The organism is Actinotalea sp. JY-7876 (assembly GCF_014042015.1).
Taxonomy (GTDB): domain Bacteria; phylum Actinomycetota; class Actinomycetes; order Actinomycetales; family Cellulomonadaceae; genus Actinotalea.
The window spans coordinates 292,732-319,607 of sequence record NZ_CP059493.1 but is presented as its reverse complement, the minus strand read 5'-3'; the positions used below and the strand labels follow the sequence as shown (position 1 = coordinate 319,607).

At 75.0% G+C, this 26,876-nt stretch carries 31 protein-coding genes and 2 tRNA genes; 12 read left to right on the top strand and 21 right to left on the bottom strand.

What is annotated here, in order from left to right; all coding sequences use genetic code 11:
- Positions 1-2 precede the first annotated feature (2 nt).
- Positions 3-2,171 (bottom strand): SpoIIE family protein phosphatase, encoded by a 2,169-nt coding sequence (locus tag H2O74_RS01565; protein ID WP_182112824.1) that lies wholly within the window; start codon positions 2,169-2,171, stop codon positions 3-5.
- Positions 2,172-2,262: 91 nt separating this feature from the next.
- Between H2O74_RS01565 and H2O74_RS01560 the strand changes: the two genes are divergently transcribed.
- Positions 2,263-2,754, top strand: a complete 492-nt coding sequence (locus H2O74_RS01560; protein ID WP_255491718.1) for an STAS domain-containing protein — start codon at positions 2,263-2,265, stop codon at positions 2,752-2,754.
- Positions 2,755-2,851: 97 nt separating this feature from the next.
- Here H2O74_RS01560 and fbaA read toward each other — a convergent pair whose 3' ends face one another.
- The 4 genes from fbaA to H2O74_RS01540 all read right to left on the bottom strand — a co-directional run bounded on the left by fbaA (position 2,852) and on the right by H2O74_RS01540 (position 6,829).
- Positions 2,852-3,874 (bottom strand): class II fructose-bisphosphate aldolase, encoded by a 1,023-nt coding sequence (gene fbaA / locus H2O74_RS01555; RefSeq protein ID WP_182112822.1) that lies wholly within the window; start codon positions 3,872-3,874, stop codon positions 2,852-2,854.
- 89 nt (positions 3,875-3,963) lie between these two features.
- The gene (locus tag H2O74_RS01550) at positions 3,964-4,611 is read right to left on the bottom strand and encodes an RNA methyltransferase (protein ID WP_255491717.1); all 648 of its coding nucleotides are present in this window, start codon (positions 4,609-4,611) and stop codon (positions 3,964-3,966) included.
- Positions 4,608-5,885, bottom strand: coding sequence for an ABC transporter permease (locus tag H2O74_RS01545; protein WP_182112820.1), 1,278 nt, complete (start codon positions 5,883-5,885; stop codon positions 4,608-4,610). The genes H2O74_RS01550 and H2O74_RS01545 overlap by 4 nt, the downstream gene beginning before the upstream one ends.
- Entirely contained in the window at positions 5,882-6,829 is a 948-nt protein-coding gene (locus H2O74_RS01540) for an ABC transporter ATP-binding protein (RefSeq protein ID WP_182112819.1), read from the bottom strand. Before H2O74_RS01540 ends, H2O74_RS01545 begins: the two co-directional genes overlap by 4 nt.
- Before the next feature lie 85 nt (positions 6,830-6,914).
- Here H2O74_RS01540 and H2O74_RS01535 point away from each other — a divergent pair, with 85 nt between their 5' ends.
- Both H2O74_RS01535 and H2O74_RS01530 read left to right on the top strand, forming a co-directional pair.
- Complete coding sequence (locus tag H2O74_RS01535) at positions 6,915-7,640, top strand: VTT domain-containing protein (RefSeq protein ID WP_220458091.1); 726 nt, start codon at positions 6,915-6,917, stop codon at positions 7,638-7,640.
- Positions 7,641-7,644: 4 nt separating this feature from the next.
- The gene (locus H2O74_RS01530) at positions 7,645-8,445 is read left to right on the top strand and encodes an HAD-IIA family hydrolase (protein WP_255491716.1); all 801 of its coding nucleotides are present in this window, start codon (positions 7,645-7,647) and stop codon (positions 8,443-8,445) included.
- Between the two features lie 28 nt (positions 8,446-8,473).
- Here the strand turns inward: H2O74_RS01530 and H2O74_RS01525 are convergent, their stop codons facing one another.
- Positions 8,474-9,412: an SDR family NAD(P)-dependent oxidoreductase gene (locus H2O74_RS01525; protein ID WP_182112817.1), complete on the bottom strand. Its 939-nt coding sequence runs from the start codon at positions 9,410-9,412 to the stop codon at positions 8,474-8,476.
- A complete protein-coding gene (locus H2O74_RS01520) occupies positions 9,409-10,050 on the bottom strand; it encodes an NAD(P)-dependent oxidoreductase (protein WP_182112816.1) in 642 nt (213 codons plus the stop codon). The genes H2O74_RS01525 and H2O74_RS01520 overlap by 4 nt, the downstream gene beginning before the upstream one ends.
- A gap of 57 nt (positions 10,051-10,107) precedes the next feature.
- On the opposite strand from H2O74_RS01520, the gene H2O74_RS01515 reads away from it, so the two are divergent.
- Positions 10,108-10,701, top strand: coding sequence for a TetR/AcrR family transcriptional regulator (locus tag H2O74_RS01515; protein WP_220457998.1), 594 nt, complete (start codon positions 10,108-10,110; stop codon positions 10,699-10,701).
- Here H2O74_RS01515 and H2O74_RS01510 read toward each other — a convergent pair.
- The 5 genes from H2O74_RS01510 to H2O74_RS01490 are packed head-to-tail and all read right to left on the bottom strand — an operon-like array spanning position 10,691 to position 14,378.
- The gene (locus H2O74_RS01510; RefSeq protein WP_182112814.1) at positions 10,691-11,626 is read right to left on the bottom strand and encodes a hypothetical protein; all 936 of its coding nucleotides are present in this window, start codon (positions 11,624-11,626) and stop codon (positions 10,691-10,693) included. The genes H2O74_RS01515 and H2O74_RS01510 overlap by 11 nt on opposite strands.
- Before the next feature lie 28 nt (positions 11,627-11,654).
- A complete protein-coding gene (locus H2O74_RS01505; RefSeq protein ID WP_182112813.1) occupies positions 11,655-12,254 on the bottom strand; it encodes a LemA family protein in 600 nt (199 codons plus the stop codon).
- A gap of 12 nt (positions 12,255-12,266) precedes the next feature.
- Entirely contained in the window at positions 12,267-12,953 is a 687-nt protein-coding gene (locus tag H2O74_RS01500) for a hypothetical protein (RefSeq protein ID WP_182112812.1), read from the bottom strand.
- A 10-nt stretch (positions 12,954-12,963) separates the two neighbouring features.
- Positions 12,964-13,545 (bottom strand): orotate phosphoribosyltransferase, encoded by a 582-nt coding sequence (gene pyrE / locus H2O74_RS01495; RefSeq protein WP_182112811.1) that lies wholly within the window; start codon positions 13,543-13,545, stop codon positions 12,964-12,966.
- 44 nt (positions 13,546-13,589) lie between these two features.
- On the bottom strand, positions 13,590-14,378 hold the full coding sequence (locus H2O74_RS01490; protein WP_182112810.1) for an SDR family oxidoreductase: 789 nt from the start codon (positions 14,376-14,378) through the stop codon (positions 13,590-13,592).
- Positions 14,379-14,436: 58 nt separating this feature from the next.
- On the opposite strand from H2O74_RS01490, the gene H2O74_RS01485 reads away from it, so the two are divergent.
- The 3 genes from H2O74_RS01485 (at position 14,437) to H2O74_RS01475 (ending at position 16,610) form a co-directional block, all read left to right on the top strand.
- Positions 14,437-15,237, top strand: a complete 801-nt coding sequence (locus H2O74_RS01485) for an exodeoxyribonuclease III (RefSeq protein ID WP_182112809.1) — start codon at positions 14,437-14,439, stop codon at positions 15,235-15,237.
- A 120-nt stretch (positions 15,238-15,357) separates the two neighbouring features.
- Complete coding sequence (locus tag H2O74_RS01480; RefSeq protein ID WP_182112808.1) at positions 15,358-16,026, top strand: DUF4190 domain-containing protein; 669 nt, start codon at positions 15,358-15,360, stop codon at positions 16,024-16,026.
- On the top strand, positions 16,023-16,610 hold the full coding sequence (locus H2O74_RS01475; protein ID WP_182112807.1) for a septum formation family protein: 588 nt from the start codon (positions 16,023-16,025) through the stop codon (positions 16,608-16,610). The genes H2O74_RS01480 and H2O74_RS01475 overlap by 4 nt, the downstream gene beginning before the upstream one ends.
- Here the strand turns inward: H2O74_RS01475 and H2O74_RS01470 are convergent.
- Both H2O74_RS01470 and clpB read right to left on the bottom strand, forming a co-directional pair.
- The gene (locus H2O74_RS01470; RefSeq protein WP_182112806.1) at positions 16,597-16,998 is read right to left on the bottom strand and encodes a VOC family protein; all 402 of its coding nucleotides are present in this window, start codon (positions 16,996-16,998) and stop codon (positions 16,597-16,599) included. The genes H2O74_RS01475 and H2O74_RS01470 overlap by 14 nt on opposite strands.
- Positions 16,999-17,054: 56 nt before the next feature.
- Positions 17,055-19,688, bottom strand: a complete 2,634-nt coding sequence (gene clpB / locus H2O74_RS01465; RefSeq protein WP_182112805.1) for an ATP-dependent chaperone ClpB — start codon at positions 19,686-19,688, stop codon at positions 17,055-17,057.
- Positions 19,689-19,920: 232 nt separating this feature from the next.
- Here clpB and H2O74_RS01460 point away from each other — a divergent pair, with 232 nt between their 5' ends.
- The gene (locus H2O74_RS01460; protein ID WP_182112804.1) at positions 19,921-20,328 is read left to right on the top strand and encodes a universal stress protein; all 408 of its coding nucleotides are present in this window, start codon (positions 19,921-19,923) and stop codon (positions 20,326-20,328) included.
- Between the two features lie 77 nt (positions 20,329-20,405).
- Positions 20,406-21,440, top strand: a complete 1,035-nt coding sequence (locus tag H2O74_RS01455) for an alpha/beta hydrolase (protein ID WP_182112803.1) — start codon at positions 20,406-20,408, stop codon at positions 21,438-21,440.
- On the opposite strand, the gene H2O74_RS01450 is transcribed toward H2O74_RS01455, so the two are convergent.
- On the bottom strand, positions 21,409-21,894 hold the full coding sequence (locus H2O74_RS01450; RefSeq protein WP_182112802.1) for a septum formation family protein: 486 nt from the start codon (positions 21,892-21,894) through the stop codon (positions 21,409-21,411). The genes H2O74_RS01455 and H2O74_RS01450 overlap by 32 nt on opposite strands.
- Positions 21,895-22,025: 131 nt before the next feature.
- On the opposite strand from H2O74_RS01450, the gene trmB reads away from it, so the two are divergent.
- On the top strand, positions 22,026-22,736 hold the full coding sequence (trmB, locus tag H2O74_RS01445) for a tRNA (guanosine(46)-N7)-methyltransferase TrmB (RefSeq protein WP_182112801.1): 711 nt from the start codon (positions 22,026-22,028) through the stop codon (positions 22,734-22,736).
- Between the two features lie 17 nt (positions 22,737-22,753).
- On the opposite strand, the gene H2O74_RS01440 is transcribed toward trmB, so the two are convergent.
- Both H2O74_RS01440 and H2O74_RS01435 read right to left on the bottom strand, forming a co-directional pair.
- Entirely contained in the window at positions 22,754-23,539 is a 786-nt protein-coding gene (locus H2O74_RS01440; RefSeq protein WP_182112800.1) for an anti-sigma factor, read from the bottom strand.
- A complete protein-coding gene (locus H2O74_RS01435; protein WP_304518605.1) occupies positions 23,532-24,053 on the bottom strand; it encodes a sigma-70 family RNA polymerase sigma factor in 522 nt (173 codons plus the stop codon). The genes H2O74_RS01440 and H2O74_RS01435 overlap by 8 nt, the downstream gene beginning before the upstream one ends.
- A 129-nt stretch (positions 24,054-24,182) precedes the next feature.
- On the opposite strand from H2O74_RS01435, the gene H2O74_RS01430 reads away from it, so the two are divergent.
- Positions 24,183-24,680, top strand: coding sequence for a hypothetical protein (locus H2O74_RS01430; protein WP_182112799.1), 498 nt, complete (start codon positions 24,183-24,185; stop codon positions 24,678-24,680).
- On the opposite strand, the gene H2O74_RS01425 is transcribed toward H2O74_RS01430, so the two are convergent.
- A complete protein-coding gene (locus H2O74_RS01425) occupies positions 24,652-25,134 on the bottom strand; it encodes a Rieske (2Fe-2S) protein (RefSeq protein ID WP_182112798.1) in 483 nt (160 codons plus the stop codon). The genes H2O74_RS01430 and H2O74_RS01425 overlap by 29 nt on opposite strands.
- 250 nt (positions 25,135-25,384) lie before the next feature.
- Here H2O74_RS01425 and H2O74_RS01420 point away from each other — a divergent pair, with 250 nt between their 5' ends.
- On the top strand, positions 25,385-25,558 hold the full coding sequence (locus H2O74_RS01420; protein ID WP_182112797.1) for a hypothetical protein: 174 nt from the start codon (positions 25,385-25,387) through the stop codon (positions 25,556-25,558).
- 88 nt (positions 25,559-25,646) lie between these two features.
- Here the strand turns inward: H2O74_RS01420 and H2O74_RS01415 are convergent.
- The 3 genes from H2O74_RS01415 to H2O74_RS01405 all read right to left on the bottom strand — a co-directional run bounded on the left by H2O74_RS01415 (position 25,647) and on the right by H2O74_RS01405 (position 26,829).
- A tRNA-Arg gene (locus H2O74_RS01415) sits at positions 25,647-25,719 on the bottom strand.
- 108 nt (positions 25,720-25,827) lie between these two features.
- Positions 25,828-26,622 (bottom strand): EI24 domain-containing protein, encoded by a 795-nt coding sequence (locus H2O74_RS01410; protein WP_182112796.1) that lies wholly within the window; start codon positions 26,620-26,622, stop codon positions 25,828-25,830.
- A gap of 118 nt (positions 26,623-26,740) precedes the next feature.
- Positions 26,741-26,829, bottom strand: a tRNA-Ser gene (locus tag H2O74_RS01405).
- Between the last annotated feature and the right edge of the window lie 47 nt (positions 26,830-26,876).

Below are 26,876 nucleotides of genomic sequence, written 5' to 3'. Positions count from 1 at the left end.
GTTCACGGCGCCGCGTCGGGTCCCGGTCCGAACGGCGTGGGCCGCACGCGGGCCCACACGACCTTGCCCGCGCCGGAGGGCCGCCAGCCCCAGTCGGCGAGGCGCTCGACGATCTGCATGCCGTAGCCGCCGACCCGGCCGTGGTGGCCCTCGGTCGTGACGGGCGGTGCGGGGTTCGCGTCCTCGACCTCGATCCGCAGGCCCTCGCCGGTGTCGAAGAGCCGCAGCGCGAGGTGGCCCCAGCCGTGCAGCACGGCGTTGGCGACGAGCTCGGACACGACGAGCTCGGCGGCGCGGGCGTCCGGCAGCCCCCACGCCTCGCACGTGCGCGTCACCGCGTGGCGCGCCCGGGCGATGGACGCCGAGTCGCTCGGCATCGACCACCGCCGCCGACGCGGCACGCCCGTCGCCGCGGCCGGCGCGTCCGGGCTGCCTGCGGGACGCGTCACCGGGCCGGGCACCCGCACGACGACGACCGCCACGTCGTCCTCGGGTCCGTCCGCGAGACGTGCCAGCAGCTCCTCGCCGACGCCGGCGGCGTCGGTCGCGCCGACGAGCGCCGCCGCGTCCACCAGCGCGCCGAGGCCGTCCCGCAGCGTCCGGTCCCGCCGCTCGATCAGCCCGTCCGTGTAGAACACGACGACGTCACCGGGCTCGAGCGAGGTCTCCCCCGTCGGCCGCCCGGCGCCGCCGAACCCCACCATCGGGCCGCCCGCCTCGGCCAGCTGGGTCACCTGTCCGTGGCGCACCAGGATCGGGGGCAGGTGGCCGGCGCGCGAGTACCGCAGGCTCCAGCCGCCGTCGTCGGGGTGGCGGGCCAGCATCGCGAGGACCAGGCTCGCCGAGCGCGTGATACGCATCCCGGCCACCAGCTGGTCGACGCGGTCGAGGACCGCCCCGGGAGCCCCCTCGTCGAACGCGTACGCGCGCACGACGGAGCGGAGCTGGCCCATCGCCGCCGCCGCCTCCACGTCGTGCCCGACGACGTCGCCGATGACGACCGCCACCTGGTCCTCGGAGACCTGGAGCACGTCGTACCAGTCGCCCCCGACCTGGGCGTGCCCCGCGCTGGGCGCGTAGTAGGTCCACACGTCCAGGCCCCGGACCTCCGCCTGCTCCGGCAGCATCGCGCGCTGGAGGGTCTCGGCGAGGCGGTGCTCGCGCGCGTAGAGCCGCACGTTGTCGATGGCCATGCCGACGCGACGGACCACCAGGTGCAGCACCGTGCGGTCGTGTGCGTCCAGGGCCTCGAGGCCGCCACCGCCGCGGGGCACCGTGACCAGGACCCCCTGGCTGCGCCGGCGCCCGGGCACGGTGTGCACGACCACGCTCGTGGGTCGGCGCGGCCCGCCGGCGCCCTCGGGACCCTCGAGGCTCAGCCGCACGTGCGCGACGAGGCGGGCGGTGACCGGCCCGACGCCCTCCGCGTCCAGAGGCACCTCGAGGGGGCCCTGCTCGGTCCCGTCGAGGAGCCGCTGGACCGGGTCGTCACCGGGGGTGCCGTCCACCAGGTCCACCGGTCGGCGCCCCCGGGTGGTCCCGCTCTCTCGGAACACGGGCTCGATCCCGCTCGCCGGGCGCAGGCCCGCGTCGTCCACCAGGAAGGCGGCCCAGTCCACGACCTGCTCCCGCAGCAGACCCGCGATCTCGCGCAGCACCGACGGCTCGTCGAGGTCGGAGAGCAGGTCGGAGACCTCGGCGACGAGCGAGAGCCCGGCGCGCGCGCGGCGCTCGACCTCGATCGACGCCTCCTGCGCGGCGGCACGGCGCACCTGCTCGGTGACGTCGACCTGCACACCGACCCAGTGCGTCACCGTCCCGGCGGCGTCGTGCACGGGCGAGATGGAGACCTGGTTCCAGAAGGGCGTGCCGTCGCGGCGGTAGTTGAGGACCGTCACCGTCGCCGCGCGGCCGGCGGCGGCCGCCTCCGCCATGCGGGCGGCCTCGACGCGGTCCGTCCCGTGACCGTGGAGCAGGTTCGGGTTGCGACCCCGCACCTCGTCCGGCCCGTACCCGGTCGTACGCGTGAACGCCTCGTTCACCCAGACGATGGGAGAGCCGGGCGTGAGCGCGTCGGTGATGACGAAGGACACGTCGGTGTCGCGCAGCGCGCGGTCCCGCACGTCGGCGAGGAGGTCGTCCGGGGTCCCCGAGGCGGCCCGGTTGACCATCCCCGCCTCCCATCGTCTAGCGTTCGCACAGACGCTCCGCTGCGGGACGTCCCGACCGGGGCGTGGGCACGAGTGTGGCTGGAGGAGCGACGTGCGAGACGGTAACAGCCGGACGCCGGACAAGCCTGCCGAGTCCGAGGGGGCAGGTATCGCGTCGGAGGCGGACACGACCGGAGAGCTCCCCACGGACGCGATCTCCGAGCCGGCCTCGGTCCACGTCATCGTCCAGGACGGCCGGACCCGCATCGTGCTGTCGGGCGAGGTCGACGCCGACATGGCCGCGGACCTCTCCGAGGCGACGGCTGACGCGGAGGCCGCCGGCCTGCCCATCGACATCGACGCCCAGCACGTGACGTTCATGGACTCGTCGGGCATCGCGTTCCTCGCCCGCATCGCCACGCGGTCGAGCCAGAAGGTGCGCGTGCTCCGCGCCCCGGAGACGGTCCGCTTCCTGCTCCAGGTGACGCGCATCGGCGAGCTGCTCGAGCTGGTCGACGACCCCGAGCCCGAGCACCACCTGCCGACCATCGGCCCCGGGGGACGTGCGCCGCAGTCGGTGCCGGGCCCCGACGACGTCGCCTGACGCACCGACGCAGCAGACCGCGGCCCGCAGGGCCGCCCGACAGACAGCGAAGGCCGCCGCCCCCACGGGGACGGCGGCCTTCGTCATGGGCCCGCGCTCAGCGGATCTGCTGGCCCGCCGACCGCAGCTGCTGGCACGCCTCGACGATGCGCTTGGCCATGCCGGCCTCGGCGAGCTTGCCCCAGGCGCGCGGGTCGTAGGCCTTCTTGTTGCCCACCTCGCCGTCGACCTTGAGGACGCCGTCGTAGTTGCTGAACATGTGGCCGACGACCGGACGCGTGAACGCGTACTGCGTGTCCGTGTCGATGTTCATCTTGATGACGCCGTTGTCGACCGCCTCCGCGATCTCGGCGGCGGTCGAGCCCGAGCCGCCGTGGAAGACGAGGTCGAACGGGTTCTCGATGCCGATCTCGTCGCCGACGGCCTTCTGGATCTCCGCGAGGATCGCCGGGCGCAGCTTGACGGCGCCGGGCTTGTAGACGCCGTGGACGTTGCCGAACGTCAGGGCCGTCAGGTAGCGGCCCTTCTCGCCGGCGCCGAGCGCACGGACCGTCGCGAGGCCGTCCTCGGCCGTCGTGTAGAGCTTCTCGTTGATCTCGGCCTCGTGGCCGTCCTCCTCGCCACCGACGACGCCGACCTCGATCTCGAGGATCGTGCGCGCCGCCTGCGAGAGCTCGAGGAGCTCCGCCGCGATGACCAGGTTCTCCTCGAGCGGGATGTCCGAGCCGTCGAACATGTGCGACTGGAACGTCGGGTTCTCGCCGCGCTTGACCTGCTCGGCCTCGAGGGCCAGGAGCGGGCGGACCCAGGAGTCGAGGTTCTTCTTCACGCAGTGGTCGGTGTGCAGCGCCACGGTGATGCCGTAGCCCTTGGCGACCTCGGCCGCGTAGGCGGCGAGCGCCAGCGTGCCGGAGACGCGGTCCTTGACCGTCGAGCCGGACGCGTACTCGGCGCCACCGACGGAGACCTGGATGATGCCGTCGGACTCCGCCTCGGCGAAGCCCTGGAGGGCCGCCGTGACCGTCTGGGACGACGTGATGTTCACGGCGGGGTAGGCGAACTTGCCTGCCTTCGCCCGATCGATCATCTCGGCGTAGACCTCGGGGGTGGCGATGGGCATGAAGACTCCTGCGGGTCAGTGGGGTGGTTCACCCCCATGGTGTCACGGGGACCCCCCGACACGCCGGGACCTCTCGGCCCCGGCTCACCTCAGGCGTGCTGCGTGATCCAGGTGTGCATCGCGATCGCCGCCGCCGCGCCCGCGTTGATCGAGCGCGTGGACCCGAACTGGCGGATGTGCAGCACGTCGGCGCACGCCGCGCGGGCGGCCTCCGACAGGCCCGTGCCCTCCTGCCCGAAGAGCAGCACGCAGGCCCGCGGGAGGGGGTAGCCCTCGAGCGGGACCGAGCCGGGCAGGTTGTCGACGCCCAGCACGGGCAGGTCCCGCTCCGCGGCCCACGCGAGCAGGTCGGCGACGTCCGGGTGGTGCAGCACGTGCTGGTAGCGGTCGGTCACCATCGCCCCGCGCCGGTTCCACCGGCGCCGCCCCACGATGTGGACGGCCTCCGCCGCGAACGCGTTGGCGGTGCGGACGACCGACCCGATGTTCAGGTCGTGGGCCCAGTTCTCCACGGCGACGTGGAACGGGTGCCGCCGGGTGTCGAGGTCCGCCACGATCGCCTCGAGCGTCCAGTACCGGTAGCGGTCGACCACGTTGCGCCGGTCGCCCCCGGCCAGCAGCTCGGGGTCGTAGCGCCGTACGCCGTCGACGTCGAGCGGTGGCCACGCGTCCGGCCCGCCGGGCCAGGGGCCGACGCCGACCTCCTCCCGCTCCCCCGGCTCGTCCGGCGCGCTCACCCGCGGCCCGCGCGCCACGCCTCGGTCGCCCGCAGGCGCGAGGACGTGTGCAGCACCGAGCCCTCGTACAGGCGGGCGCCCAGCAGCACGAAGGCCGCGGCGGTCGCGAGGACGAGCCCGGCCGAGACCCACGGCTCCCACGGCTCGGCGCTGCCGAGCACGATCCGCGCGGGCATGAGCAGCGGGGCCGTGAACGGGATGTAGGACAGGGCGCGCTGCGTGGGCCCGGGGTCGATCGCGAAGATCGCCGCGAAGAACGGCACGACCACGAGGACCTGCATGAACACCGTCGTCGACTGCAGGTCCTCGACCCGGGACGCGAGCGAGCCGGCCACGGCCCACAGGCACGCGAGCATGACGAAGCCGAGCAGGAAGAAGAGCACGAACCAGCCGGACGCGCCGGCCAGCTGACCGACCAGCTCGCCCTGCCCGGCGAGGGTCGCGCCGAGCAACCCGGCCCCCACGACCACGACCACCTGGCCGACGGCCATCACCGTGTTGCCGACGACCTTGCCGGCCAGCAGCCACCGCACCGGCATGGCGGCGACGAGCAGCTCGACGACGCGGGACTGCTTCTCCTCGACCACGCTCTGCGCGATCGACATCCCGAAGGTCAGCACCGAGATGTAGAAGAGGAACGCGAACACCAGCACGAGCAGCTCCGGCGGCACGGACCCCTCGGGCCGGGGCTCGAGCAGCGTGACGACGGGCGGCACGGGGCTCGTGAGCGCCGCCACCTCGGCGGCGTCGAGGCCCGCCTCGGTGGCCGCGCGCTCGACCTGCACCTCGCTCGCGGCGGCGCTGACGAGGACGTCGAGCTGCGCCGGCACGGACTCGTCGCCCAGGAGGCGCAGGTCGGTGACGTCGTCGCCCACGAGCGCCGCGGCGACGTCACCGTCACGCACGAGGCGCTCGACGTCGCCGTCCGGGGGGACCTCGATGGCGGTGAGGTCGGCCGCGGGCAGGCCGCCCGCGCCGAGCAGGCGCAGCGCCGGCGGGATCTGGGAGTCGGGGTCCTGCGCCTGCAGGCCGAGCCGCGCGGCGACCGCGACGACGTCGTCGGCGGCGTCGCCCTGGACCGCGACGCGCCACGACGGCGTCTGCTGGCTCAGCAGCACCGGGATCACCGTCGCGGCGGTGACCAGCAGGAGCATGAACACGGTCGAGGCGAGGAACGCCTTGTCGCGCAGCTTGACCGCGATCTCGCGCGCGGCCACGACGCGGACGGCCGGGGCCGCACGCAGCGGGGCGACCGCGGTGGCGGGGCTGCTCATCGCACGACCTCCCGGAAGATCTCGGCGAGCGTCGGGACGACGGGCGCGAACTCCCGCACGGCCCCGTGGCGCTGGGCCTCGGCGAGGAGCGCCTGGTCGTCGGCGTCGTCGGCGAGGTCGACGACGACCGCGCGCCCGTCCTGGTGGACGAGCGAGACGCCCGGTACCTGCTCGAGGAACGACGCGACGCCCGACGGCGCGCCCTCGGGCTGCGTCGGCAGCACGCCGGCGTCGTCCGGCGCCGGCTCGACGACCACCCTGATCCGGCGGCCGGTGCGCTGCGCGCGCAGGTCCGCAGCGGGCCCGGCCGCCACGACGCGACCCCTGTCGATGATCACGACGTCGTCGCACAGCCGCTCGACCAGCTCGAGCTGGTGGGACGAGAAGAGCACCGGGACGCCGTCGTCGGCCCGCGAGCGCAGGTGCGCCGCCATCGTGTCGACGCCCAACGGGTCCAGGCCCGAGAACGGCTCGTCCAGGACCAGCAGCACGGGGTCGTGCACCAGCGCGGCGGCGACCTGCACCCGCTGCTGGTTGCCCAGCGAGAGGGTGTGCAGCTGGTCCTTCGCGCGGTCCGCCAGGCCGAGCCGGTCGAGCAGCTCGGCCGTCCGGCGCCGCGCCGTCGGGCCGTCCAGGCCGTGCACGCGTGCGAGGTACACGAGCTGGTCGACGACGGCCATCTTGGGGTAGAGGCCGCGCTCCTCGGGCATGTACCCGAAGCGGCGGCGGTCCTCGCGCGTCACCTCGCGGCCGCCGAGCTCGACGCGGCCGGAGTCGGCCGCCAGGACGCCGAGCACGATGCGCATCGCCGTGGTCTTGCCCGCGCCGTTCGCTCCCACGAACCCGGTCATGCGACCGGGCCGGACGGCGAAGCCGACGTCCGTCAGCGCCGCGCGGTCACCGAACCGGCGGCTCACGTCGATGAGCCTGAGCTCGTCCTCCACCGTTCCTCCTGCTGCCACGGGTCGCACCGGCGACCCTACCGAGGCACGGAGGTCGCGGCGCGGGCCCGCCCCGTACCCTGGAGGCGTGCAGCCCACCCTCCTCCTCGCCGACGTCCTCGCCGGTCCGGTCCCCGCGCTGGGCCCCGACTTCCTCGACGCCGACAAGCTCATCGCCTCGTTCGGGGCGTACGCCCTCATCGGCGTGGTGCTCGTCGTGTTCATCGAGACCGGCCTGCTGTTCCCCTTCCTGCCCGGGGACAGCCTGCTGTTCACCGCGGGCATGCTGGTGGCGCAGGAGGAGATGAACGTCCCGATCTGGCTGCTCTGCCTCGCCCTCTTCCTCGCGGCCTTCCTCGGTGACCAGGTCGGCTTCATGATCGGCCGCAAGGCCGGCCCGAAGATCTTCAACAAGCCGGACTCGCGGTTCTTCAAGCAGCAGTACATCGACCAGACCTACAAGTACTTCGACAGGTACGGCGGGCGGACGATCATCGTCGCGCGCTTCGTGCCGTTCGTGCGGACGTACGCCCCGGTCGCCGCCGGCGTCGGCAACATGCGCTACCGGCACTTCGTCTCCTACAACGTCATCGGCGCGTTCCTGTGGGGCGTGGGCGTCACGGTGCTGGGCTACCTGCTCGGCAACGTCGAGTTCATCAAGGAGAACATCGAGATCATCCTCGTCGCGATCGTCGGCGTCTCCGTGCTGCCGATCGTGATCGAGCTGCTGCGCGCCCGCAGCAAGAGCCGCGACCCGCGCTACGACGAGCCGGCCGAGCGTGCGCGCGTCGCCCAGGACGACATCGAGGGCTGAGGCGATGACCGGGACACCGCACCGCCCGATGTCCGACCGCGAGATCCGCACCTGGCTCACGGACATGGACGGGGTGCTCGTCCACGAGGGCCGGCCCCTGCCCGGGGCGCCGGAGTTCATCCGCGCCCTGCGCGACGCCGGCCTGCCCTTCCTGGTCTTGACGAACAACTCGATCTTCACCGCGCGCGACCTGCGGGCGCGGCTCGCGTCCTCGGGCATCGACGTCCCCGAGGAGGCCATCTGGACGTCGGCGCTCGCGACGGCCGACTTCCTCGCGGACCAGGTGCCCAACGGCTCGGCGTACGCGATCGGCGAGGCCGGCCTGACGACGGCGCTCTACGAGGCCGGGTACACGCTGACCGAGTCGGACCCGGACTACGTCGTGCTCGGGGAGACCCGGACGTACTCGTTCGAGGCGATCACCAAGGCCGTGCGGCTCGTGCAGGGCGGCGCCCGGTTCATCGCCACGAACCCCGACGTGACGGGGCCGAGCGCGGAGGGCGACCTCCCGGCGACCGGCGCGGTGGCGGCGATGATCACTGCGGCGACGGGGCGGCAGCCGTACTTCGTCGGAAAGCCCAATCCCATGATGTTCCGCTCGGCGCTCAACCGGATCGACGCGCACTCGGAGTCGACCGCGATGGTCGGCGACCGGATGGAGACGGACATCGTCGCCGGCATGGAGGCGGGCCTGCTCACCTACCTCGTGCTCACGGGGTCGACGCGCGCGAGCGACGTCCCGACCTTCCCGTTCCGCCCCAGCCACGTCGTCGACTCCGTCGCGGACCTCGTCCCGCTGATCTGAGCCGCGGGCGCGCGGCCGCGGCCCGCGCTCACCGGCCGAAGGCCCACGCCCGGCTGGCCTCCCACGCCATGGCGCGCAGGCGCGCGTCGTGGGAGGCCGGTGGGCTCTCGGCGCGCGCGGCGCGCTCGTAGTAGTGGCCGGTGCCCGTGACCGCCGGGTCCGTGGCCAGGCGCAGGACCGACGCGGCGCCGGCCTCGGGGGTCAACAGCGCCCGCCGCAGCAGCGGGCGCAGCGCCCGGAGCGGGCCGGGCACCATCGCGTCGACCAGCGGGGTGCCCACGATGCCGGGGTGCACCGCGTTGACGGTCACGCCGGACGCGGCGAGGCGTCCGGCGTGCTCGTACCCGCACATCGTCGCGAGGAGCTTGGCGCGGGCGTACGCCTCGAACGGCACGAAGCCCGCGGCGGGGTTGAGCAGCCGCACGTCGTCGAGCTGCGCGGGCTCGAGCCGCACAGGGCGGGGACGACCGCCGATCCGGACCCGACGGGTGTCGTTCATCGCGGCCGAGACGACGGTGACGACGCGTGCGCCCGCGCGCAGCCGGTCCTCCAGCAGCGTGGTCAGCGTGAATCCGGCGAGGTGGTCCAGCGCGACGTGCCGCTCGACGCCGTCGACCGTCAGGGCGTGGTCGGGGAAGTGCGCCCCGGCGTTGTGGACCACCAGGTGCAGCTCCGGGCGCTCGGAGCGGACGCGCTCGGCGACGGCGTGCAGGTCGGCGCGCGAGGACAGGTCGGCGGTGAGGACCTGGACGCGGTCGCCGCCGACGTCGCGCGCGACCCGTGCGACGAGCTCGCGGCCGCGGGCGGGGTCGCGCGTCACCGTCACGACGTCCGCGCCGGCCCCGGCCAGCGCGGTGACCAGGACGCGGCCCATGCCACCGGTGCCGCCCGTGACGAGCGCCGTCGTCCCGCGCAGGTCCACCCCCACCGGCACCGGGTGCGCGCCGGCGTCCCGCGCGACGCTCACGCCGCGATCCCCACGGCTCGACCCGCGTGCTCGCCGGTCCCGGCCTCGCGGACGAGGAAGTCGGCGAGGTCGGCGCGCGTGACGGTGGACGTGAACCCCAGGCGCAGGCCCTCCCCGGTGCGATAGCGCAGGGTGGTCGCACCGTCCGACAGCCCGGGTGGTCGCACGAGGGTCCAGTCGAGGTCCGACGCACGGACGAGCGCCTCCATCGCCTCCTTGTCCCGCATCTTGTCGCCGACCAGCGCCCAGACGAACAGCGAGTACGGCGAGCGGTCCCGGCTCTCGCCGACGGCGTGCGCGCTGACGACGACGAGCCGCCGCACGCCGGTGCGGGCCATGGAGCCGAGGGCCGAGCGCGCCCCGTCCGCGCAGACCGTCGAGGGGCCGCGCCCTCGCGGGCCGAGCGCGCTGATCACCGCGTCGTGACCGGCCAGCGCGGCATCGAGGGCCCCCGACACGCCGGGTGCGGGCACGAGGGCCTCGACGACGCCCGCCCCGAGCGGGACGAGACCCTGGCGCCGGACCACGGCCGTGACGAGGGATCCGTGCCGCACCCCCGCGTCGACGACGGCGCGTCCCGTGCGCCCCGAGGCGCCCAGCACCGCGATCCTCGGCTTTTGTGAGTCACCTTGTCTCATAACTGGACGATGGCACGCGCGCTGCGTGTGAGTCAAGATGTCTCATATGCTCGGGGCGTGACGACCGACCCGCGCGCGCTCCGCAGCCGGCGCGCCATGCTCGAGGCGGCCCGGCGGCTCCTCAGCGCACACGGGCCCGCCGCCGTGACCCACCAGCGCGTGGCCCAGGAGGCGGGGGTGGGCCGGGCCACCGTGTACCGGCACTGGCCGACCGCCGAGGCGATGCTCCTGGACGCCATGAGCGGCGCGCGGCTGCCGTTCTTCGCCGACCCGCAGGCGCCCGTCCGGCCGTGGCTGCTGGGACAGCTCCGGGCCCTGGCGGACGAGCTCCTCCTGCGGGAGGTGGCCGGCGTGACCCTGGCGCTCGTCCACACCGCGACGTGGGACGAGGCCGCGGCACGGCGCCGTGACGCCTCGGCCGCAGCCGCGTCGGGCCAGCTCCAGGCGGCGCTGCGGCTCGCCGTCGCGTCCGGCGAGCTGCGGCCCGCGGTGGACCTGTCGTTCGCGGCCGCCCTCGTCGTGGGGCCGCTGCTCTACCGCAGCGTGCTCGAGCCCGGGCACCTGCCCGACGCGGTGCTCGAGGCGGCCGTGGACGCGCTCGGCGCGTGGTCCCCCGCCGACCCGCCGACGCGCGCGGGCCTCACGGCGTGATGTCGCCGGCCCGGTCGGCAGGCGAGCGCAGGGCGCGCAGGCGTGCGCGCCGCGTCGTCGGGAGCGTCTCGTAACGCGAGCGGCCGTCGTCCCGGACCCACCGCGGCAGCGCCGCGGCGAGCTCGACGGCGAGGGAGGCCAGCCGCTCCACCGCGGCGACGTCGGTGCTGCCGGGCCGGTGCACGACGACGTCGCGGTCCTCCACGACGACGCCCACGTCGGCCACGTCGGGCTCCAGCAGGCGCGCCATGAGGCGGGGGTGGACGACGGCGTGGGCGAACTCGGGCACGGCCGAGCGCACGCGCCAGGCGCGGTTGAACGCCTCGGACTCGAGCCGGATGTCGGCTCCCCCGGCCGCGACCTGCGCCCGCACGGCCCCGACCTCGCGCTCCAGGCTCAGGGTCGGGAACGCCACGGGCAGGGTGACCACCGCGACGTGCCGCGTCCGCCGGCCGCGACCGAACGTCGCCGAGGTGACCGTGACCCCGTCCACGGTGCGCTCGAGGACGTGGCGCGCGGCGCCGCTGCCGGCCCGCGAGAACGGCGGCGTGGCCCAGCGGCTCCCCAGGACCGACGTCGTCGTGCGCACCGTCCACCCGTGCGCGGCGGCCCAGGCCTCGACCTCCCGACGGCGGCGCGCGGCGCGCCGGCGCGCGACGACCGCGGCCACCGTGGCGACGGCCACGACGGCGCCCACGGCCAGGGCCAGGTGGGCGGGTTCCGGCTGCTCCACGCCGAGCAGGTCGGACACCACCTCGGCGGCCGCCGAGGTGATGAGGTACAGGACGTAGAACATGCCGGCGGCCCAGATCGCGATGACGGCGAGGCCGGCCGCTCCCAGGACCGCGGAGCGGACCGCCCCCGCGGCGCGCGCGAGGACCGTGGTCGAGCCGGGAGCCGCGGGTGGCGGCACGGTCGGGGGCACGGGCGCGGCAGGGACGGTCGGCGGCGGGTCAGTCCTGCGGGACGGCGCCGGCGGACCCGCCGAAGTCGACGCGCGGCACCGCGCGCACCGCCGGGTCCTGCGTCTCGAAGTACTCGGCCCGGGTGAACGAGAAGACGTTCGCCACGACGTTGGACGGGAACTGCTCCACCTTGGTGTTCAGCTCGCGCACGTTCGCGTTGTAGAACCGGCGCCCGGCGGCGATGCGGTCCTCGGTCGTCGTCAGCTCGGCCTGCAGCTGGGCGAAGTTCTCGCTCGCGCGCAGCTGCGGGTAAGCCTCGGCGACCGCGAACAGGCGTCCCAGGGCCGCGGTGAGCTGGTTCTCCTGCGCGGCCTGCTGCGCGGGGCCGGCGGCCGGGCCCGACGCGGCGGCGCGCGCGGCCGTCACCTCGTCGAACACCGCGCGCTCGTGGGCCGCGTAGCCCTGCACCGTCTGCACGAGGTTCGGGATGAGGTCGTGCCGCCGGTGCAGCTCGACGTCGATCTGGCGCCACGCCTCCTGGACGAGGTTCCGCAGCCGGACGAAGCCGTTGTACGTGAGGACGAACCACAGCAGCAGGACCACGACCAGCAGCACGGCCGCGGCGACGAGGACGAGCGTGATCTTCACGGGGACCCTCTCCTAGGTGATGGGCGGATCGTAGCCGTGGTCGAGCCACACGAACCGGGGGACGTGGTCAGCCACCGCGCTCAGCACGGCAACGTAGCGGTCGATGTGCGTCACGTCCTGGGCGCCCGGGGCCCAGGAGAGCAGGTGGTCGCCCTCGACCCGGATCGACATGCCCCGCGCGTCCGGCGCGAGGAGCCTCTCCATCAGCCGCGGGTGCACGAGGTCGTGCGCGGCCTTGGGGTCCGCGGCCTGCACCCGCCACCGCTGGTTGAAGGCCTCGGACTCGACGTCGATGTCCTGGCCACCGAGGCCTCTGGCGACCGCCGCGCCGACGCCGTCGGGCGTCAGCTGGAGGTCGGGCAGCGCCACCGGCAGGGCGAGGGCGACGACGTGGTGCTGCGCGACGTGCCGCGTCTTGCCGCCGCCCGTCGTGTACTCGTAGGTGAAGGACGTGACGGGCCGGCCGGCCACCGTCGTCGTCATCGCCTCCGTCGCGTTGCGGCCGTACCCCACGCCGAAGGGCGGCCCGTTCCAGCGCCGGGCGAGCGAACGGTCCAGGTCGACGAACCGCCAGCCGTGCGACGCGGCCCACGCCCGGGCCACGCGGCGGCGGTGCGAGGTGCGCCACCACTCCGCGCCGATGACGACCACCGCCAGCAGGATGGCCGCGAGGATGAACGGGCCTGCGCCGACCTCCACGGCCCGCGCCTCAGGCCAGGCCGAGGTCAGCGAGGTCGAAGACGTGGTGGTACGGCACGCCGAGCGCCTCGATCTTCTCCCGCGCCCCCGTGGCGCGGTCGACGATGACGGCGACGCCCGCGACGTCGGCGCCCGCCTCGCGCGCCGCCTCGACGGCGGCGATCGGCGAGGCACCCGTGGTCGAGGTGTCCTCCAGGACGACGACGCGCCGCCCTGCGATGTCCGGCCCCTCGATCCGCCGCTGCATGCCGTGCGCCTTGGCCTCCTTGCGCACGACGAACGCGTCGACGTCCTGCCCGCGTGAGGCGGCGGCGTGCAGGATCGCTGTCGCGACCGGGTCGGCGCCGAGCGTGAGGCCGCCGACGGCGTCGACCTCCCCGGCCCCGAGGCCGGCCTCCTCGAGCAGGTCGAGCATGACGTGGCCGATGAGCGGCGCGGCGCGGTGGTGCAGCGTCACGCGGCGCAGGTCGACGTAGTAGTCGGCCTCCCGGCCGGAGGAGAGCGTCACCCGCCCGTGCACGACGGCGAGCTCGCGCACGAGGTCGCGGAGCTGCTCGCGGGGGGTGGGGCGCAGGACGAGGTCGTCGGTCACGCGCGTCAGGCTAGCGGCGCGTGCCCGGCGCCGCCGTCCGCTCCTCAGGCCTCGTCGTCGTCCTGGACCGCCTCGCGCAGCCGGCGGTCGCCGGACAGCCTGCGGATCGCGGCGCGCGGCAGCAGCCGCGCCACCTCCGTCGCGATGCCGTAGCGCAGGCTCGGGGTGGAGATCACCGCGCCGCGGCGCACGTCGGCCAGGGCCGCCGTCACGACGGCGTCGGCGTTGAGCCACGCGATCTGGGGGTAGGCCTCGCGCTCCAGCCCGGCGCGCTCGTGGAACTCGGTGTGCGTCAGGCCCGGGCACAGCGCGGTCGCGGTGACGCCCGTGCCCCGCAGCTCCACCGCGAGCCCCTCGGTGAACGTGCGGACCCACGCCTTGTGCGCCGAGTAGGTGCCCATGGCGGTCAGCGCCGCGACCGAGGAGACGTTGAGGACCGCGCCGCGCCCGCGCTCGACCATCTGCCCGACGGCGGCGTGCGACAGCACGAGGACCGCGCGCACCATGACGTCGAGCGCGCGCTCGTGCGTCTCGAGGTCGCCGCCGACGAAGGGCTGGTTGAGCCCGAAGCCGGCGTTGTTGACGAGCAGGCCGACCGGCCGCTCGGTCGCCCGCAGCCGCTCGGCGACGCGTTCGACGTCGGCGCGGTCGGCGAGGTCGGCGGGCAGCACCTCGGCCCGGATGCCCGCCGCGGCGCGCAGCTGGTTCGCGAGGCGGTCGAGCCGCTCCTGGTCGCGCGCCACGAGGACGACGTCGTGCCGGGCGGTCGCGAGCTGCCAGGCGAACTCGAGCCCCAGCCCAGCGCTCGCCCCGGTGATCAGTGCCGTAGCCATGCGACCAGCCTAGGGGCCGACGCTCGGCGCGCGACGGAGGCGCCGGTAGCGTGCGGCCATGCGACTGGCGACGTGGAACATCAACTCCGTCCGGGCGCGCGCGGACCGCGCCGTCGCGTGGCTCGAGCGCACCGGCACCGACGTGCTCGCGCTCCAGGAGACCAAGGTCGCCGACGCGAAGTTCCCGTACGCCGTGTTCGAGGCGGCGGGCTACGAGGTGGCGCACGTCGGCCTGAGCCAGTGGAACGGCGTGGCCGTCGTCAGCCGGGTCGGGATCGAGGACGTCGAGGTCGGCTTCCCCGGCCAGCCGGCGTTCGGTGCCGAGACCCCGGTGGTCGAGGCTCGCGCGATCGGCGCGACCTGTGGCGGCGTGCGCGTGTGGAGCCTGTACGTGCCGCACGGCCGTGCCGTCGGCGACCCGCACTACGCCTACAAGCTCGAGTGGCTCGCGCGCCTGCGCGACGCCGCACGCTCGTGGCTCGACCCGGCGACGGGCGACCCCGGTGCCCAGGTCGCGCTCGTGGGCGACTGGAACGTCATCCCGCTCGACACCGACGTGTGGGACGTGCGCGAGTTCGACGGCCACACCCACGTCACGCAGCCCGAGCGCGACGCCTTCGCGGCCTTCGCGGACGCCGGCTACACGGAGGTCTCCCGCGTCTTCGTGCCGGACGAGCACACGTACACGTACTGGGACTACAAGCAGCTCGCGTTCCCCCGGAACAAGGGCCTGCGGATCGACTTCGCGTGGGCGTCGCCCGCGCTCGCGGCGCGCGTGAGCGGCGTGACGATCGACCGCGACGCACGCAAGGGCACCGGACCGTCGGACCACGTCCCGGTGGTCGTGGACCTGGTGTGACGCCCGCGCGCCCCGGCCCGTCCGCCGCACGGGTGACGTTCGGTCCCGCTCCCGTCCGGGCCGGCCACGCCGCGCGACGCCGGCGGACCTCACCCGTCCCGGCGCAGTAGGTTCGGACCCGTGACGACTCCACCCCCGCCGTCCGGTCCGCCGGCGCCGCCGGAGCCCGGCGCGCCGGTGCCCGAGTGGCTGCAGCAGGCGACGCAGGGCACCTACGCGGGGTCCCCGGCGCCCCAGGAACCCCAGGCGGCGCAGGCGCCGCCGGAACCGCCGGGCTTCGCGGCGCCCGCCGGCGAGTCACGACCGGAGCCGGCCCCGCGCGGGTACCTCGCGGAGACCTATCCGGCCGACGGCTACGGCGCGACGGGGGAGGACCCGCCCGCCCCGTGGGCGATGCGACCGCCCCCGGGCGCGCCCGGGTACGGCCAGGCGCCGTACGGCACGCCTGGCTACGACCCGCAGGCGCAGGCGCCCTACGGCCGCGGCTACTCCGGCCCGCTGCCGTACGGGACCGGGGCCTACGGCTGGGTCCCGCCCCCGCCGCCGATCGACGGCATGGCGATCACCTCACTCATCGTGGGGGTCGTCGGCATCCTCACCTGCATCGGGGTCTTCCTCGGGCCGGTCGCGCTCGGGCTGGGGATCGCCGCGTTGAACCGGATCTCCCAGCGTGGCACGCGGGGCAGGGGCCTGGCGATCGGCGGCATCACGGTCGGCGCGGTGGCCACGGTCGTGGTCATCATCCTGATCATCGGCGTCGCGACCGACCCCCAGGGGTTCCTCCGGTGACGGCCGGCACGGGCTCACCGGACGGTACGGGCGGCTACTACCCGCAGCAGGCGTACTACGCGCCCGGCTGGACGGCCGACCCGGACCGACCGCCTCCCCCGCGCCGCGCCCGCCGCCTCGTGCTGTGGTCGGTCGCCGCCGTCGTGCTCCTCGCGCTCGTCGCGACGGCGGTCGTGGCGCTGCGGATGCGCGCCGAGACCTCGCCGCTCGGCGACGTCTCCGAGGCCACGACGGTGCACAGCCGCCGGCTCGACGTCGGGCACTGCGTCGCCCGCCTGCCCGAGGACGGCGACGTCGGCCGCGTCGACGTCGTGCCGTGCGCGGAGCCCCACGTCGCCGAGGTCGTGGGGATCCACCGGTTCCGGTCGGACGCGTGGCCCGGCCGGCAGCGCGTCGACGCCGAGGCCGCCGCGGCCTGCGAGATGGACTCCCGGCAGGCCGACGCCGGGTTCCGTGCGGTCGTGTGGACGCCCTCGGAGGCGAGCTGGGGCCAGGACGACCGCGCCGGCCTGTGCCTCGCGTGGCTTCCCGACGGCGAGGCGCGCGGCTCGTTCGCCGCGGGCGACGAGGTCACGACCGGCTGACGGGGTCCGCCGCGGAGCGGGACGGCTCGGCCGTCCACAGCCCGAAGGAGACGCCGCCGGGATCGGTCACGACGCCGAACCATCGGTCGTCTCCGCCGAGCTCGGTCCGGGCCCGCTCCACCGTGGCGCCGAGCGTCACCGCCCGCTCGATCGCCGCCTCCAGGTCCTCGACGAGCACGTAGAGGCGCACCCCGGCCCGCGGGTCGGCGCCGGGAAGGCCGCGCTGCAGGCCGCCGATGCCGGACTCGCCGTCGTGCACGATCCAGTAGTCGGCGCCCAGCTCGGTGTCCGCGAACGCCGGCCGGAACGTCCACCCCCACATCGCGCCGTGGAACGCCTGGAACGCCTCGGGCGCCGGAGTCTCGACCTCCCACCACACGATGCTCATGGTCGCCAGCATGCACGCCCTGCACCAGCCACGTCAGCATCTGGGGACGCTGACGCTCAGGCCGCGGTCAGCACCAGGCCGGGACGCGCGGCGCCGACGGCGAGCCCGTCCTCGGGCGCGAGGTCGACCGTCACCGTGCCGCCGTCGTGGACCTCGCCCGCGAGCAGCATCCGCGCGAGCCGGTCGCCGATCTCGCGCTGCACGAGGCGGCGCAGCGGCCGGGCCCCGTACGCCGGGTCGAAGCCCTCGATCGCGAGCCACTCGCGCGCGGCGGGCGTGACCTCGAGCGTGAGTCGCCGGTCCGCGAGGCGCGCCGCCAGACGCTTGATCTGCAGGTCGACGATGCTGCTCAGCTCCCCCAGCGAGAGCGCGTCGAACAGCACGACGTCGTCCAGGCGGTTGAGGAACTCTGGCTTGAAGGCCGCGCGCACGGCGCTCATGACGGCCTCGCGCTTCGCGGCGTCGTCCAGCGTCGGGTCCACGAGGAACTGCGAGCCGAGGTTCGACGTCAGCACGAGGATGACGTTGCGGAAGTCGACCGTGCGGCCCTGGCCGTCGGTCAGGCGCCCGTCGTCGAGCACCTGGAGCAGGATGTCGAACACCTCGGGGTGGGCCTTCTCGACCTCGTCGAGCAGCACGACCGTGTAGGGCCGGCGCCGCACGGCCTCGGTGAGCTGGCCGCCCTCCTCGTAGCCGACGTACCCGGGCGGGGCACCCACCAGGCGCGCGACCGAGTGCTTCTCGCCGTACTCCGACATGTCGATGCGGACCATGGCGCGCTCGTCGTCGAAGAGGAAGTCCGCGAGCGACTTGGCGAGCTCGGTCTTGCCGACGCCCGTCGGGCCCAGGAAGAGGAACGAGCCCGTGGGCCGGTCCGGGTCCGCGATGCCGGCGCGCGAGCGACGCACCGCGTCGGACACCGCGGCGACGGCCTTCTTCTGCCCGATGAGGCGCTCGCCGAGCACCTCCTCCATGTGGAGCAGCTTGGCGGTCTCGCCCTCGAGCAGGCGTCCGGTCGGGATGCCGGTCCACGCGGAGACGACCTCGGCGATCTCGTCGGTGCCGACCCGCTCGGCGATCATGGGCGCCTCGGCGGGGCCCTCGCCCTCCGGACGGCGCCGCTCGGCCTGCTCGGCCTCGGCGATCTCCTTCTCGACCGCGGGGATGTCGCCGTAGAGCAGGCGCGACGCCGTCGCGAGGTCGCCCTCGCGCTGCGACTTCTCGGCCGCGACCTTCAGCTCGTCCAGGCGCACGCGCAGCTCGCCCACGCGGTTCTGCCCGGCCTTCTCCGCCTCCCAGCGCGCGGTCAGTCCGGCCAGCTCCTCGCGGCGGTCCGCCAGCTCGGCGCGCAGCCGCTCGAGGCGGTCGCGCGAGGCCGGGTCGTCCTGGTCGGCCGCCTCGGCGAGGTAGGACTCCTCCATCGTCATGCGGTCCACGGCGCGGCGGAGCTCGTCGATCTCGACCGGCGAGGAGTCGAGCTCCATGCGCAGGCGCGACGCGGCCTCGTCGACCAGGTCGATCGCCTTGTCGGGGAGCTGACGCCCGGGGATGTACCGGTCGGAGAGCGTCGCCGCCGCGACGAGCGCCGCATCGGCGATGCCGACCTTGTGGTGCGCCTCGTACCGCTCCTTGAGGCCGCGCAGGATCGCGACGGTGTCCTCGACGCTCGGCTCCCCGACGAAGACCTGCTGGAACCGCCGCTCGAGGGCGGGGTCCTTCTCGATGCGCTCGCGGAACTCGTCGAGGGTCGTCGCGCCGACCATGCGCAGCTCGCCGCGCGCCAGCATCGGCTTGAGCATGTTGCCGGCGTCCATCGAGCCCTCGGCCGCACCGGCCCCGACGACCGTGTGCAGCTCGTCGATGAAGGTGACGACCTCGCCGTCGGAGGACTTGATCTCCTCGAGGACGGCCTTGAGGCGCTCCTCGAACTCGCCGCGGTACTTGGCCCCGGCGACCATCGAGGCGAGGTCGAGCGCGATGAGCCGCTTGCCGCGCAGGGACTCGGGCACGTCGCCCGCGACGATGCGCTGGGCGAGGCCCTCCACCACGGCGGTCTTGCCCACGCCCGGCTCGCCGATGAGCACGGGGTTGTTCTTGGTGCGGCGCGAGAGCACCTGCACCACGCGGCGGATCTCGGCGTCACGGCCGATGACGGGGTCGAGCTTGCCCTCGGCCGCGGCGGCCGTGAGGTCGACGCCGTACTTCTCGAGCGCCTGGTAGGTGCCCTCGGGGTCGGGCGTGGTCACGCGGGCCGAGCCGCGCACGGTGGGCAGCGCCGCCGCGAGCGCGTCGCGCGTGGCGCCGGCGTCCCGCAGCGCCTGGGCGGCGGGCGACGAGCCCGCGGCGATGCCCATGAGGAGGTGCTCGGCCGAGACGTACTCGTCGCCGAGGGCCTGCGCCTCCTGCTGGGCGGCCGTGATGACCGCGCTCGTGGCGCGCGACAGGGTCGGCTGGACCACGGAGCCGCCCGACGCCGCGGGAAGCGTGGCCTTGGCGGCCGCCGTGCGCTGCGCGAGCGCCGCGCGGTCCACCCCGACGGCGTCGAGCAGCGCCGAGGCGACACCGCCCGGCTGCTCGAGCAGCGCGTCGAGCAGGTGGACCGGCTCGAGCTGCGGGTTCCCGCCCGCCGTCGCGGCCTGGATCGCCGCGGCGAGGGCCTCCTGCGACTTCGTCGTGAACTTCTGGTCCATCAGTGGTGCGCCTCCGGGCTGCGTGGACGGTGCGCCCGTCCCGTGTCGTGCGTGGTCTGGTGTCCCCTGGTTCAACCGAGGGTCAACTTGAGTCTATTCCGCTCAACTCTGCGGCGCGAGAGGTTCCGGCCGCGCGAGGCGTCCCTGGGTAGCTGGTCCCAGCACTGGCCCGCCCGGCACCGGGACAATGGCAGTCGGCCGCGATCCGGCCGCCCGATCCGAGGAGCCTCATATGTCGATCATCGTCGGCTGGACCCCGACCCCCGAGGGCACCGCTGCCCTCACCCACGCGCTCGCCGAGGCGCGGTCGCGCGGCGCCGAGCTGCTCGTGGTGAACGTGTCAGGGTCCAGCGACCCGTCGGAGTCGACCTTCGCGACGGACCGGGAGCTCGAGCGGATCGAGGCCCTCCTCCGGGAGAGCGGCGTGCGCTACTCGCTGCGTCAGCTGGTGCGCGGGCGCGCCCCGGCCGAGGAGATCGTCTCCCTGGCCGCCGAGACGGGCGCGCAGCTCGTGGTCATCGGCCTGCGCCACCGCAGCCCCGTCGGCAAGCTGCTGCTCGGCAGCCGCTCGCAGGCGATCCTCCTCGACGCGCCCTGCCCCGTCCTGGCGGTCAAGGCGGAGCACGCCCTGGCGGCCTGACCCGGCCACCCCCGGGCGCCTGCCACGATGTGCGCACGCCGGCGTCGCGGACGCCGCCAGCGCCCACGAGGAGCGACGTGACGCACGGACCCGGGACCCCGCCCGCCAGGCACGCCCAGTGGCACGACGACGTGCTGCCCGGATGGGAGGCGCTGACGCTCGACCTGCGTCCCGACGCGCAGGGTCCGGGCGTCGCGACGCTCGTCCGGCGCCGTGGGGTCCCCCGGCTGGAGCGGGCGGTGCTGTACGTCCACGGCTACGTCGACTACTTCTTCCAGGCGCACCTGGGCGAGGCGTGGGCCGCCATGGGCTACGACTTCTACGCCCTGGACCTGCGGTCCTACGGCCGCTCGCTGCTGGCGCACCAGCGGCCCAACGACGCGCCGGACCTGGCCGTGCACGCCGAGGAGCTCGACCGCTCGGTGCGCCTCCTGCGTGAGTGGGGGCACACCGTCGTCGTCGGGCACGGGCACTCGACCGGCGGGCTGCTGCTGTGCCTCTGGGCGCACGAGCGGCGCGGCCGCGCGGAGCCGGTGGTCGACGCGCTCGTCCTCAACAGCCCGTGGCTCGAGCTCAACCGGGGGTGGTTCGACCGCGTCGTCACGACGCGCGCCGTCGACATGCTCGGCAGGGTCGCGCCGCACACGGTCGTCTCGCAGCTGCAGCCCCACTACGGGCGGGGCCTGCACCGCGAGACCGGGGGCCCCTGGGACTACGACCTGGCGTGGAAGCCGCACGAGGGCTTCGGCGTCCGGGCGGGCTTCATCCGCTCGGTGCGGCGCGGGCACCGCGCCGTCGCGCGCGGCCTGGCCGTCGACGTCCCGGTGCTCGTGTGCACGAGCGACGCGTCCGGCCCCGCCGACCGCCTGCACGAGGCGCTCGACCGCACCGACAGCGTGCTCGCGGTGGAGCACATGGTCGAGCGCGCGCCGCGGCTGGGCCCCGACGTCACGATCGTCCAGGTCCCGGGCGGCGTGCACGACCTCGCGCTGTCGTCGGCGCCGGCACGCGATCGCTACCTCGCCGACGTGGCGCGGTGGGTGGCCGAGCGACTCCCGGCCGACCCACCGCCACGACGGCTCAGCGAGCCGCGCCCTCCAGGCTGCCCGTGATGCCACCCTCGGTCTCGTCGAGCGCGATGCACAGGACCTCGCGGTCGTCGAGCTCGTTCCAGCCCATCTCGCTGGGCGCGAGCGGCTGGTAGTAGATCTCGGACTCGTCGTACGGCACGCCGATGAACGTCTCGAACTCCGCGAGGCAGAACTCGTCCGCCAGGTCGAAGATCGCGTCGTCGCCCGGGTAGTCGCCGTCCTCGAGCTCGGTCGAGGCGAAGATCTCCGAGTCGTGCGGCTCGCTGCACGGGACGGTCGGGACCGACTCGACCTCCTCGGCGAGCTCGCCGCTGTTCATGCAGTCCCCGACCTGCAGGGCGAAGACGTCGGACTCGGAGCTCTCGGTGATCTCACCGGTCTCCTCGTCCCGGACCGGCTCGTCGGGGCCGCATCCCGTGAGCGCGAGCGCCGTCACGGCGAGAGCGACAGCAGCGGCTGAACGTGCGAGACGCATGGGTTCCCCTTGTGAAGATATCGGTGTACCGGGTGCCCGGCCGCCAGACCCTATCGACACCGGCGCCCCGCCGCACGGGTGAATCCGCCCCGGGCGGCGGCCGTGCGCAGCCCTCCGGGAGGATCAGCACCATGTCCGACGACTTCACCTTCGGCGCACCCGAGCCGCACGGGCCGTTGCGCACCTTCCACCCGCGGCGCGCCACCCTGGGACCCGCGCGACGGGAGGCGCTCGAGCGCCTCTGGCCGACGCTGGGCTTCTCGGTGCACGGCACGGGCGACGGTCCGCTCGACCGCCGGGCCCTCTTCGGCCGCGACGCGCCCCTGGTGCTGGAGATCGGCTCCGGGATGGGCGAGGCCGTGGCGGCCATGGCCGCGGCCGACCCCGGGCGGGACTACCTCGCGGTCGAGGCGCACCTGCCGGGGATCGCCAACCTGCTGCTCCTGGTGGAGGCGGCCGGGCTGACCAACGTCCGCGTCGCGCACGGCGACGCCCTCGAGCTGCTGCGCCACCGGGTGCCCGAGGGCTCGCTCGACGCGATCCACGTGTTCTTCCCGGACCCGTGGCCCAAGAAGCGGCACCACAAGCGGCGCATCGTCCAGCCGGACCACGTCGCCCTGATGCGGTCGCGGCTCGCCGTCGGCGGCGTGCTGCACGTCGCGACGGACTGGGCGCCGTACGCCGAGGTGGTGCTCGAGGTCCTCGCGGCGGATCCCGGGCTCGAGAACCCCCACGGCGGCCCTGCCCCGCGTCCCGCGCACCGGCCCGTGACGAGCTTCGAACGCCGTGGCCTGGACCTGGGGCACGAGATCACCGACGTCGTCGTGCGCCGCGTGGCCTGAGCGCCGCGCGCGGCGGGCTACGGCGCGCCGGCCAGCAGCACCGTCCCGTCGGTGGCGACGAGCTCGACCGCGACGATGTCGGCGCGGCGCATGAGGGTGGACGCCGGCACGGTGACCTCGCGGTCCGCCACGCCGGCCCACGTCGCCACCTCCTCCGACCTGCCGGCACCGTCCCGCAGCACGAGCGCGTACCCGACGCGCGTCGGTCCCCCCTCGCCCCCGTCGCCGTAGCCGCCGGGCTCCGCCGGCGCGGCCGTACCCGGCGCGGGTGCCGCCGGGTCCGCCCCGCCCCCCGCGTGCCGGCAGACCAGGTCGATCTTCGTCCCCCAGGCGACGTCGTCCAGGCGCACCGTCGCGGTGACGGGGGTGTCCACGACCGGGCTCAGCTCGATCGTCGCGCTCGCCACCTGCGTCTCGACCGTCCGCCACGGCAGCGCCAGCGGGCTGCCGGGCAGCACCAGCACGGCGGCGAGCACGGCCGCCGCGGCCAGCGCCCCCACGACGCGCCGACGCCGCGTGCGCGCGCGCTCCTCGCGGCGCGCCACGCGCAGCAGGTCGGCGAGCAGCAGGGGCGGCGGCTCTGCCCGCTCGGCGCCGCCGCGGCGGCCCTCGAGCTCGTCGACGACGTCGGCCGGCACCCGGTCCAGCAGGCCCGGGAGCCCGGCGAGCGCCGACACCTCGGCGCGGCAGGCCGCGCACGTGGCGGCGTGGTCCTCGAAGCGGGCACGGGCGTGCGGGTCCAGCGAGCCCAGGACGTACGGACCCACCTCGACGGCCCACCGCTCGTGGTCGGCGTCAGCCACGGGTCACCCCCATCTCCTGCAGCACGAGCCGCAGCGAGCGCAGCGCGTAGTGCGTCCGTGACTTCACGGTGCCCTCCGGGACACCGAGCAGACGTGCGGCCTCGGCGACGGTCCGGCCGCGGTAGTAGCAGAGCAGGATCACCTCGCGGTGCTCCTGCGAGAGCCGCTCGAGCGCGTCCACGACCAGCCAGCCCTCGAGGAGGGCCTCGGTGTCCGCGTCGCCGTCGGTCCGGCGCGGCTCGGGCACGTCGTCGGCGAGCACCTCGCGCCGCGCGCGGGACGAGCGCCACTCGTCGATGACCAGGCGCCGCGCGACGGTGAAGAGCCACGCTCGCGTCGAGCCGGTCGAGCCGTCCAGCACGCGCGGCGAGCGCCATGCGCGGAGCAGGGTCTCCTGGACCACGTCCTGCGCGCGCACGCGGTCGCCGCCCGTGAGCCTCAGCGCGTAGCCCCACAGCGGCCCGGCGTGCTCGCCGTGCAGCGCGATCATCAGGTCGGACGAGCTCACGGGCACCCGGCACCCCCCGCTCCCGGCGCCGGCCCGACGCCGGGAGCGCGCCCGGTGAACCGGCGCGCCCCCTGGCACGTCTCTGCCGGGGAGGGTCCACGCCGGGGACGACCGGCGCGACGAGGGGAGACCATCATGACCGCAGCACCGATCACGAGCACCGCGGCGCCGGGCGCGGCGGTGAGCCGCACGGTCCGGCGGCGCACGGCCGGCAACGTCGCGCGTGGCCTGGCGGCCGCGTCGGTGCTGCTCAGCGCGGTGGTGCACCTCGACCTGTGGACGCTCGGCCTGCGGGCGCACCCCGTGCTCGGGCCGGGCTTCCTGGCCACGTTCGTGGGCGGCGTCGTCGTCGCCCTGGCGCTGCTGGTGTGGGACCACTGGCTGCCCGTGCTCGCCACCGTCGGGTTCGGCCTCGCCACGCTGGGCGCGTACGTCATGGCGCTCACCGTCGGGTTCCTCGGCGTGCAGGAGGCGGGCGGGGGCACACCCGCCGTGCTCTCGCTCGTGTCCGAGGCCGGGGCGGTCGTCTTCGGGGTCCTCGCGCTCGTCGCGGAGCGGGGGCTGCGCTCACGCACCGCATCCCCCGCCCCGCCCGCCGCGGGTCTCACGCCTCCACGACCTGCCCGTCCCTGACCTCGACGGCCACCTCGGGAAGCGGGCTGGGCGCCGGCCCCTCGAGGTTCTCGCCGGTCGCGAGGTCGAACACCGAGTTGTGGCACGGGCACGCGAGCGTGCCGTCACCCGGCACGACGGCGCAGCCCTGGTGCGTGCAGACGGCGCTGAAGCACGCGACCGTCCCCGCCTCCGGCTGCGTGACCAGCACCTTGTCACCGTTGCTCGTCGTGGCGGAGACCGCTCCGCCGACGGGCACGTCCGCGAGCGCGACGAGCCCGCCCGCCGCCGTGGCGCCACCGCCGCCGGAGCCGCCGCCGGTCGCGCCGCCGGAGCCGCCGTCGTCCGCAGCGCACGCCACCAGCACGCCCGCGCCGGCCACCGCGAGGGAACCGGCGAGGAACACGCGTCGCGTCCCGCCCGCCTCGGTCGTGCGCGTCGCCTGCTCCGCCGCCTCAGCCGCCTGTCCGCTCATGCCCGTGCCCTCCGTTCGGCCCCTGGACCGCGTGCGTCCGCGCGCACGCCGTCCTCCGGGGAGACGGCCCAACGCCCCGTCCGGTTCACCGGGGTCGCCACCGTGCCCTCATCTCACCACCACCCACTCGGGTGAACGCCGGTCGCCGTCGCTCACCCGACCGGACCAAGATCAGCGCTGCATCCGGGTGAATGGCCGACGTCACCCCGCCCCGCGCTCAACCCGCCGTCGCGCGACCCGATGACTCAGTGTGACCACCGACCAGCTGACGCCCGCCCCGACCACCGAGCTCGACGCGCGCATCGCCGAGCTGGAGGCCGAGCTGCAGCTCGCACGCGACGAGGCCCGCGCGGCCGAGCACCGCGCGCGCACGGCCGAGGCCGCGATCTTCGCCGTCGGGGCGGTCGTCGCCGCCGTGCGCTGAGGGCACACGCCCCGCGCGGAGGTCGACGGCCCGGGGACGACGAAGGCCCCTCACCGAGCGTGTCCGCTGGTGAAGGGCCTTCCATCTGTGCGCCCGGAGGGATTCGAACCCCCAACCTTCTGATCCGTAGTCAGATGCTCTATCCGTTGAGCTACGGGCGCGTGGCCCGAGGGCCGCAGACGAGAATACATGCCGGGCGGGGTCCGTCCCAATCCGCTCCCCCGGCGGCGCTGCCCGGCCGCGCCACGCGGCCGGGCGCCTCCCGCCGGTCACCCCGCGAGGCCGTCCCCTCCGGCCTGCGCGCGGCGGGCCTCCGGGACCTCGACCACGCGCAGCGGCGTGCCCGCGAGCAGGCTGTGGGCGAGGAGCGTGGAGCCCGCGACGGCGGCCGGCATGGTGGCGACGGCCCCGCCGGGCACCAGGAAGCAGAGCTGCGTCGCCGCCCCGAAGCCGACCGCACGCACCCGGTTGGCGCGCAGCAGGCCGTTGCGCTCGCGCCGCTCGATGCCCCGCGCCACGAGCGCGCGCGTCGTCAGCTCGTGGGCCAGCACCCAGCCCGTGAGCACGACGCCGGCCACCCAGCCGAGCACGGTGCCGACCACCGGGATGAAGCCGATCGCCCCCGCGATGACGGCGACCACGAGCCCGCGGCCCACCATCGCCAGGCCGTCCACGGCGCCGCGCCAGAAGCCCGTGTCACCCGCGGGCACCGTCCCCGTCTCGGTCTGCTCGACCGCGCGCCAGATGCGGTCGTAGAAGGGCTCCCCGACCGCGAGGGTCAGGCCGGTGAAGCTCACGACGGCGAGCACGACCGCCGCCCCGAGGACCACGGCCTGCGCCGCGAGCTCGACCATCTGGCGCCACGGGTCGCCCCAGCCGTCGGCGAACCCCGTGAGGGCGTCGCCGATCCGCTCGAGGTTGAGGACCAGCACCACGAAAAGGGTCAGGACCAGCACGCCAGCCAGAGCGGCCGGCACCAGACCCCACGCCATCGCGGACGGGCGTCGCCGCCAGAAGCCCCAGCCCCGCAGCAGCAGCCGGGCACCGTCCACGAACTCGCGCATGACGCCGCAGCGTAGGGCAGCGACACCGCCCTCGCGCGTGCCGCGCGGCCTGGCCCTGCACCTGCCCGGGAACCACGAAACCCCGCACCGGAGCGGCGCGGGGTTCGTCGAAAGAGAGCGGAGACGGTGGGATTTGAACCCACGGAAGGGTTGCCCCTTCACGACCTTAGCAGGGTCGCGCACTAGACCTGACTATGCGACGTCTCCAGTGTGCAGGTCAGGGTACCCGGCCGGTCCGACCAGGGGCAAAGCGA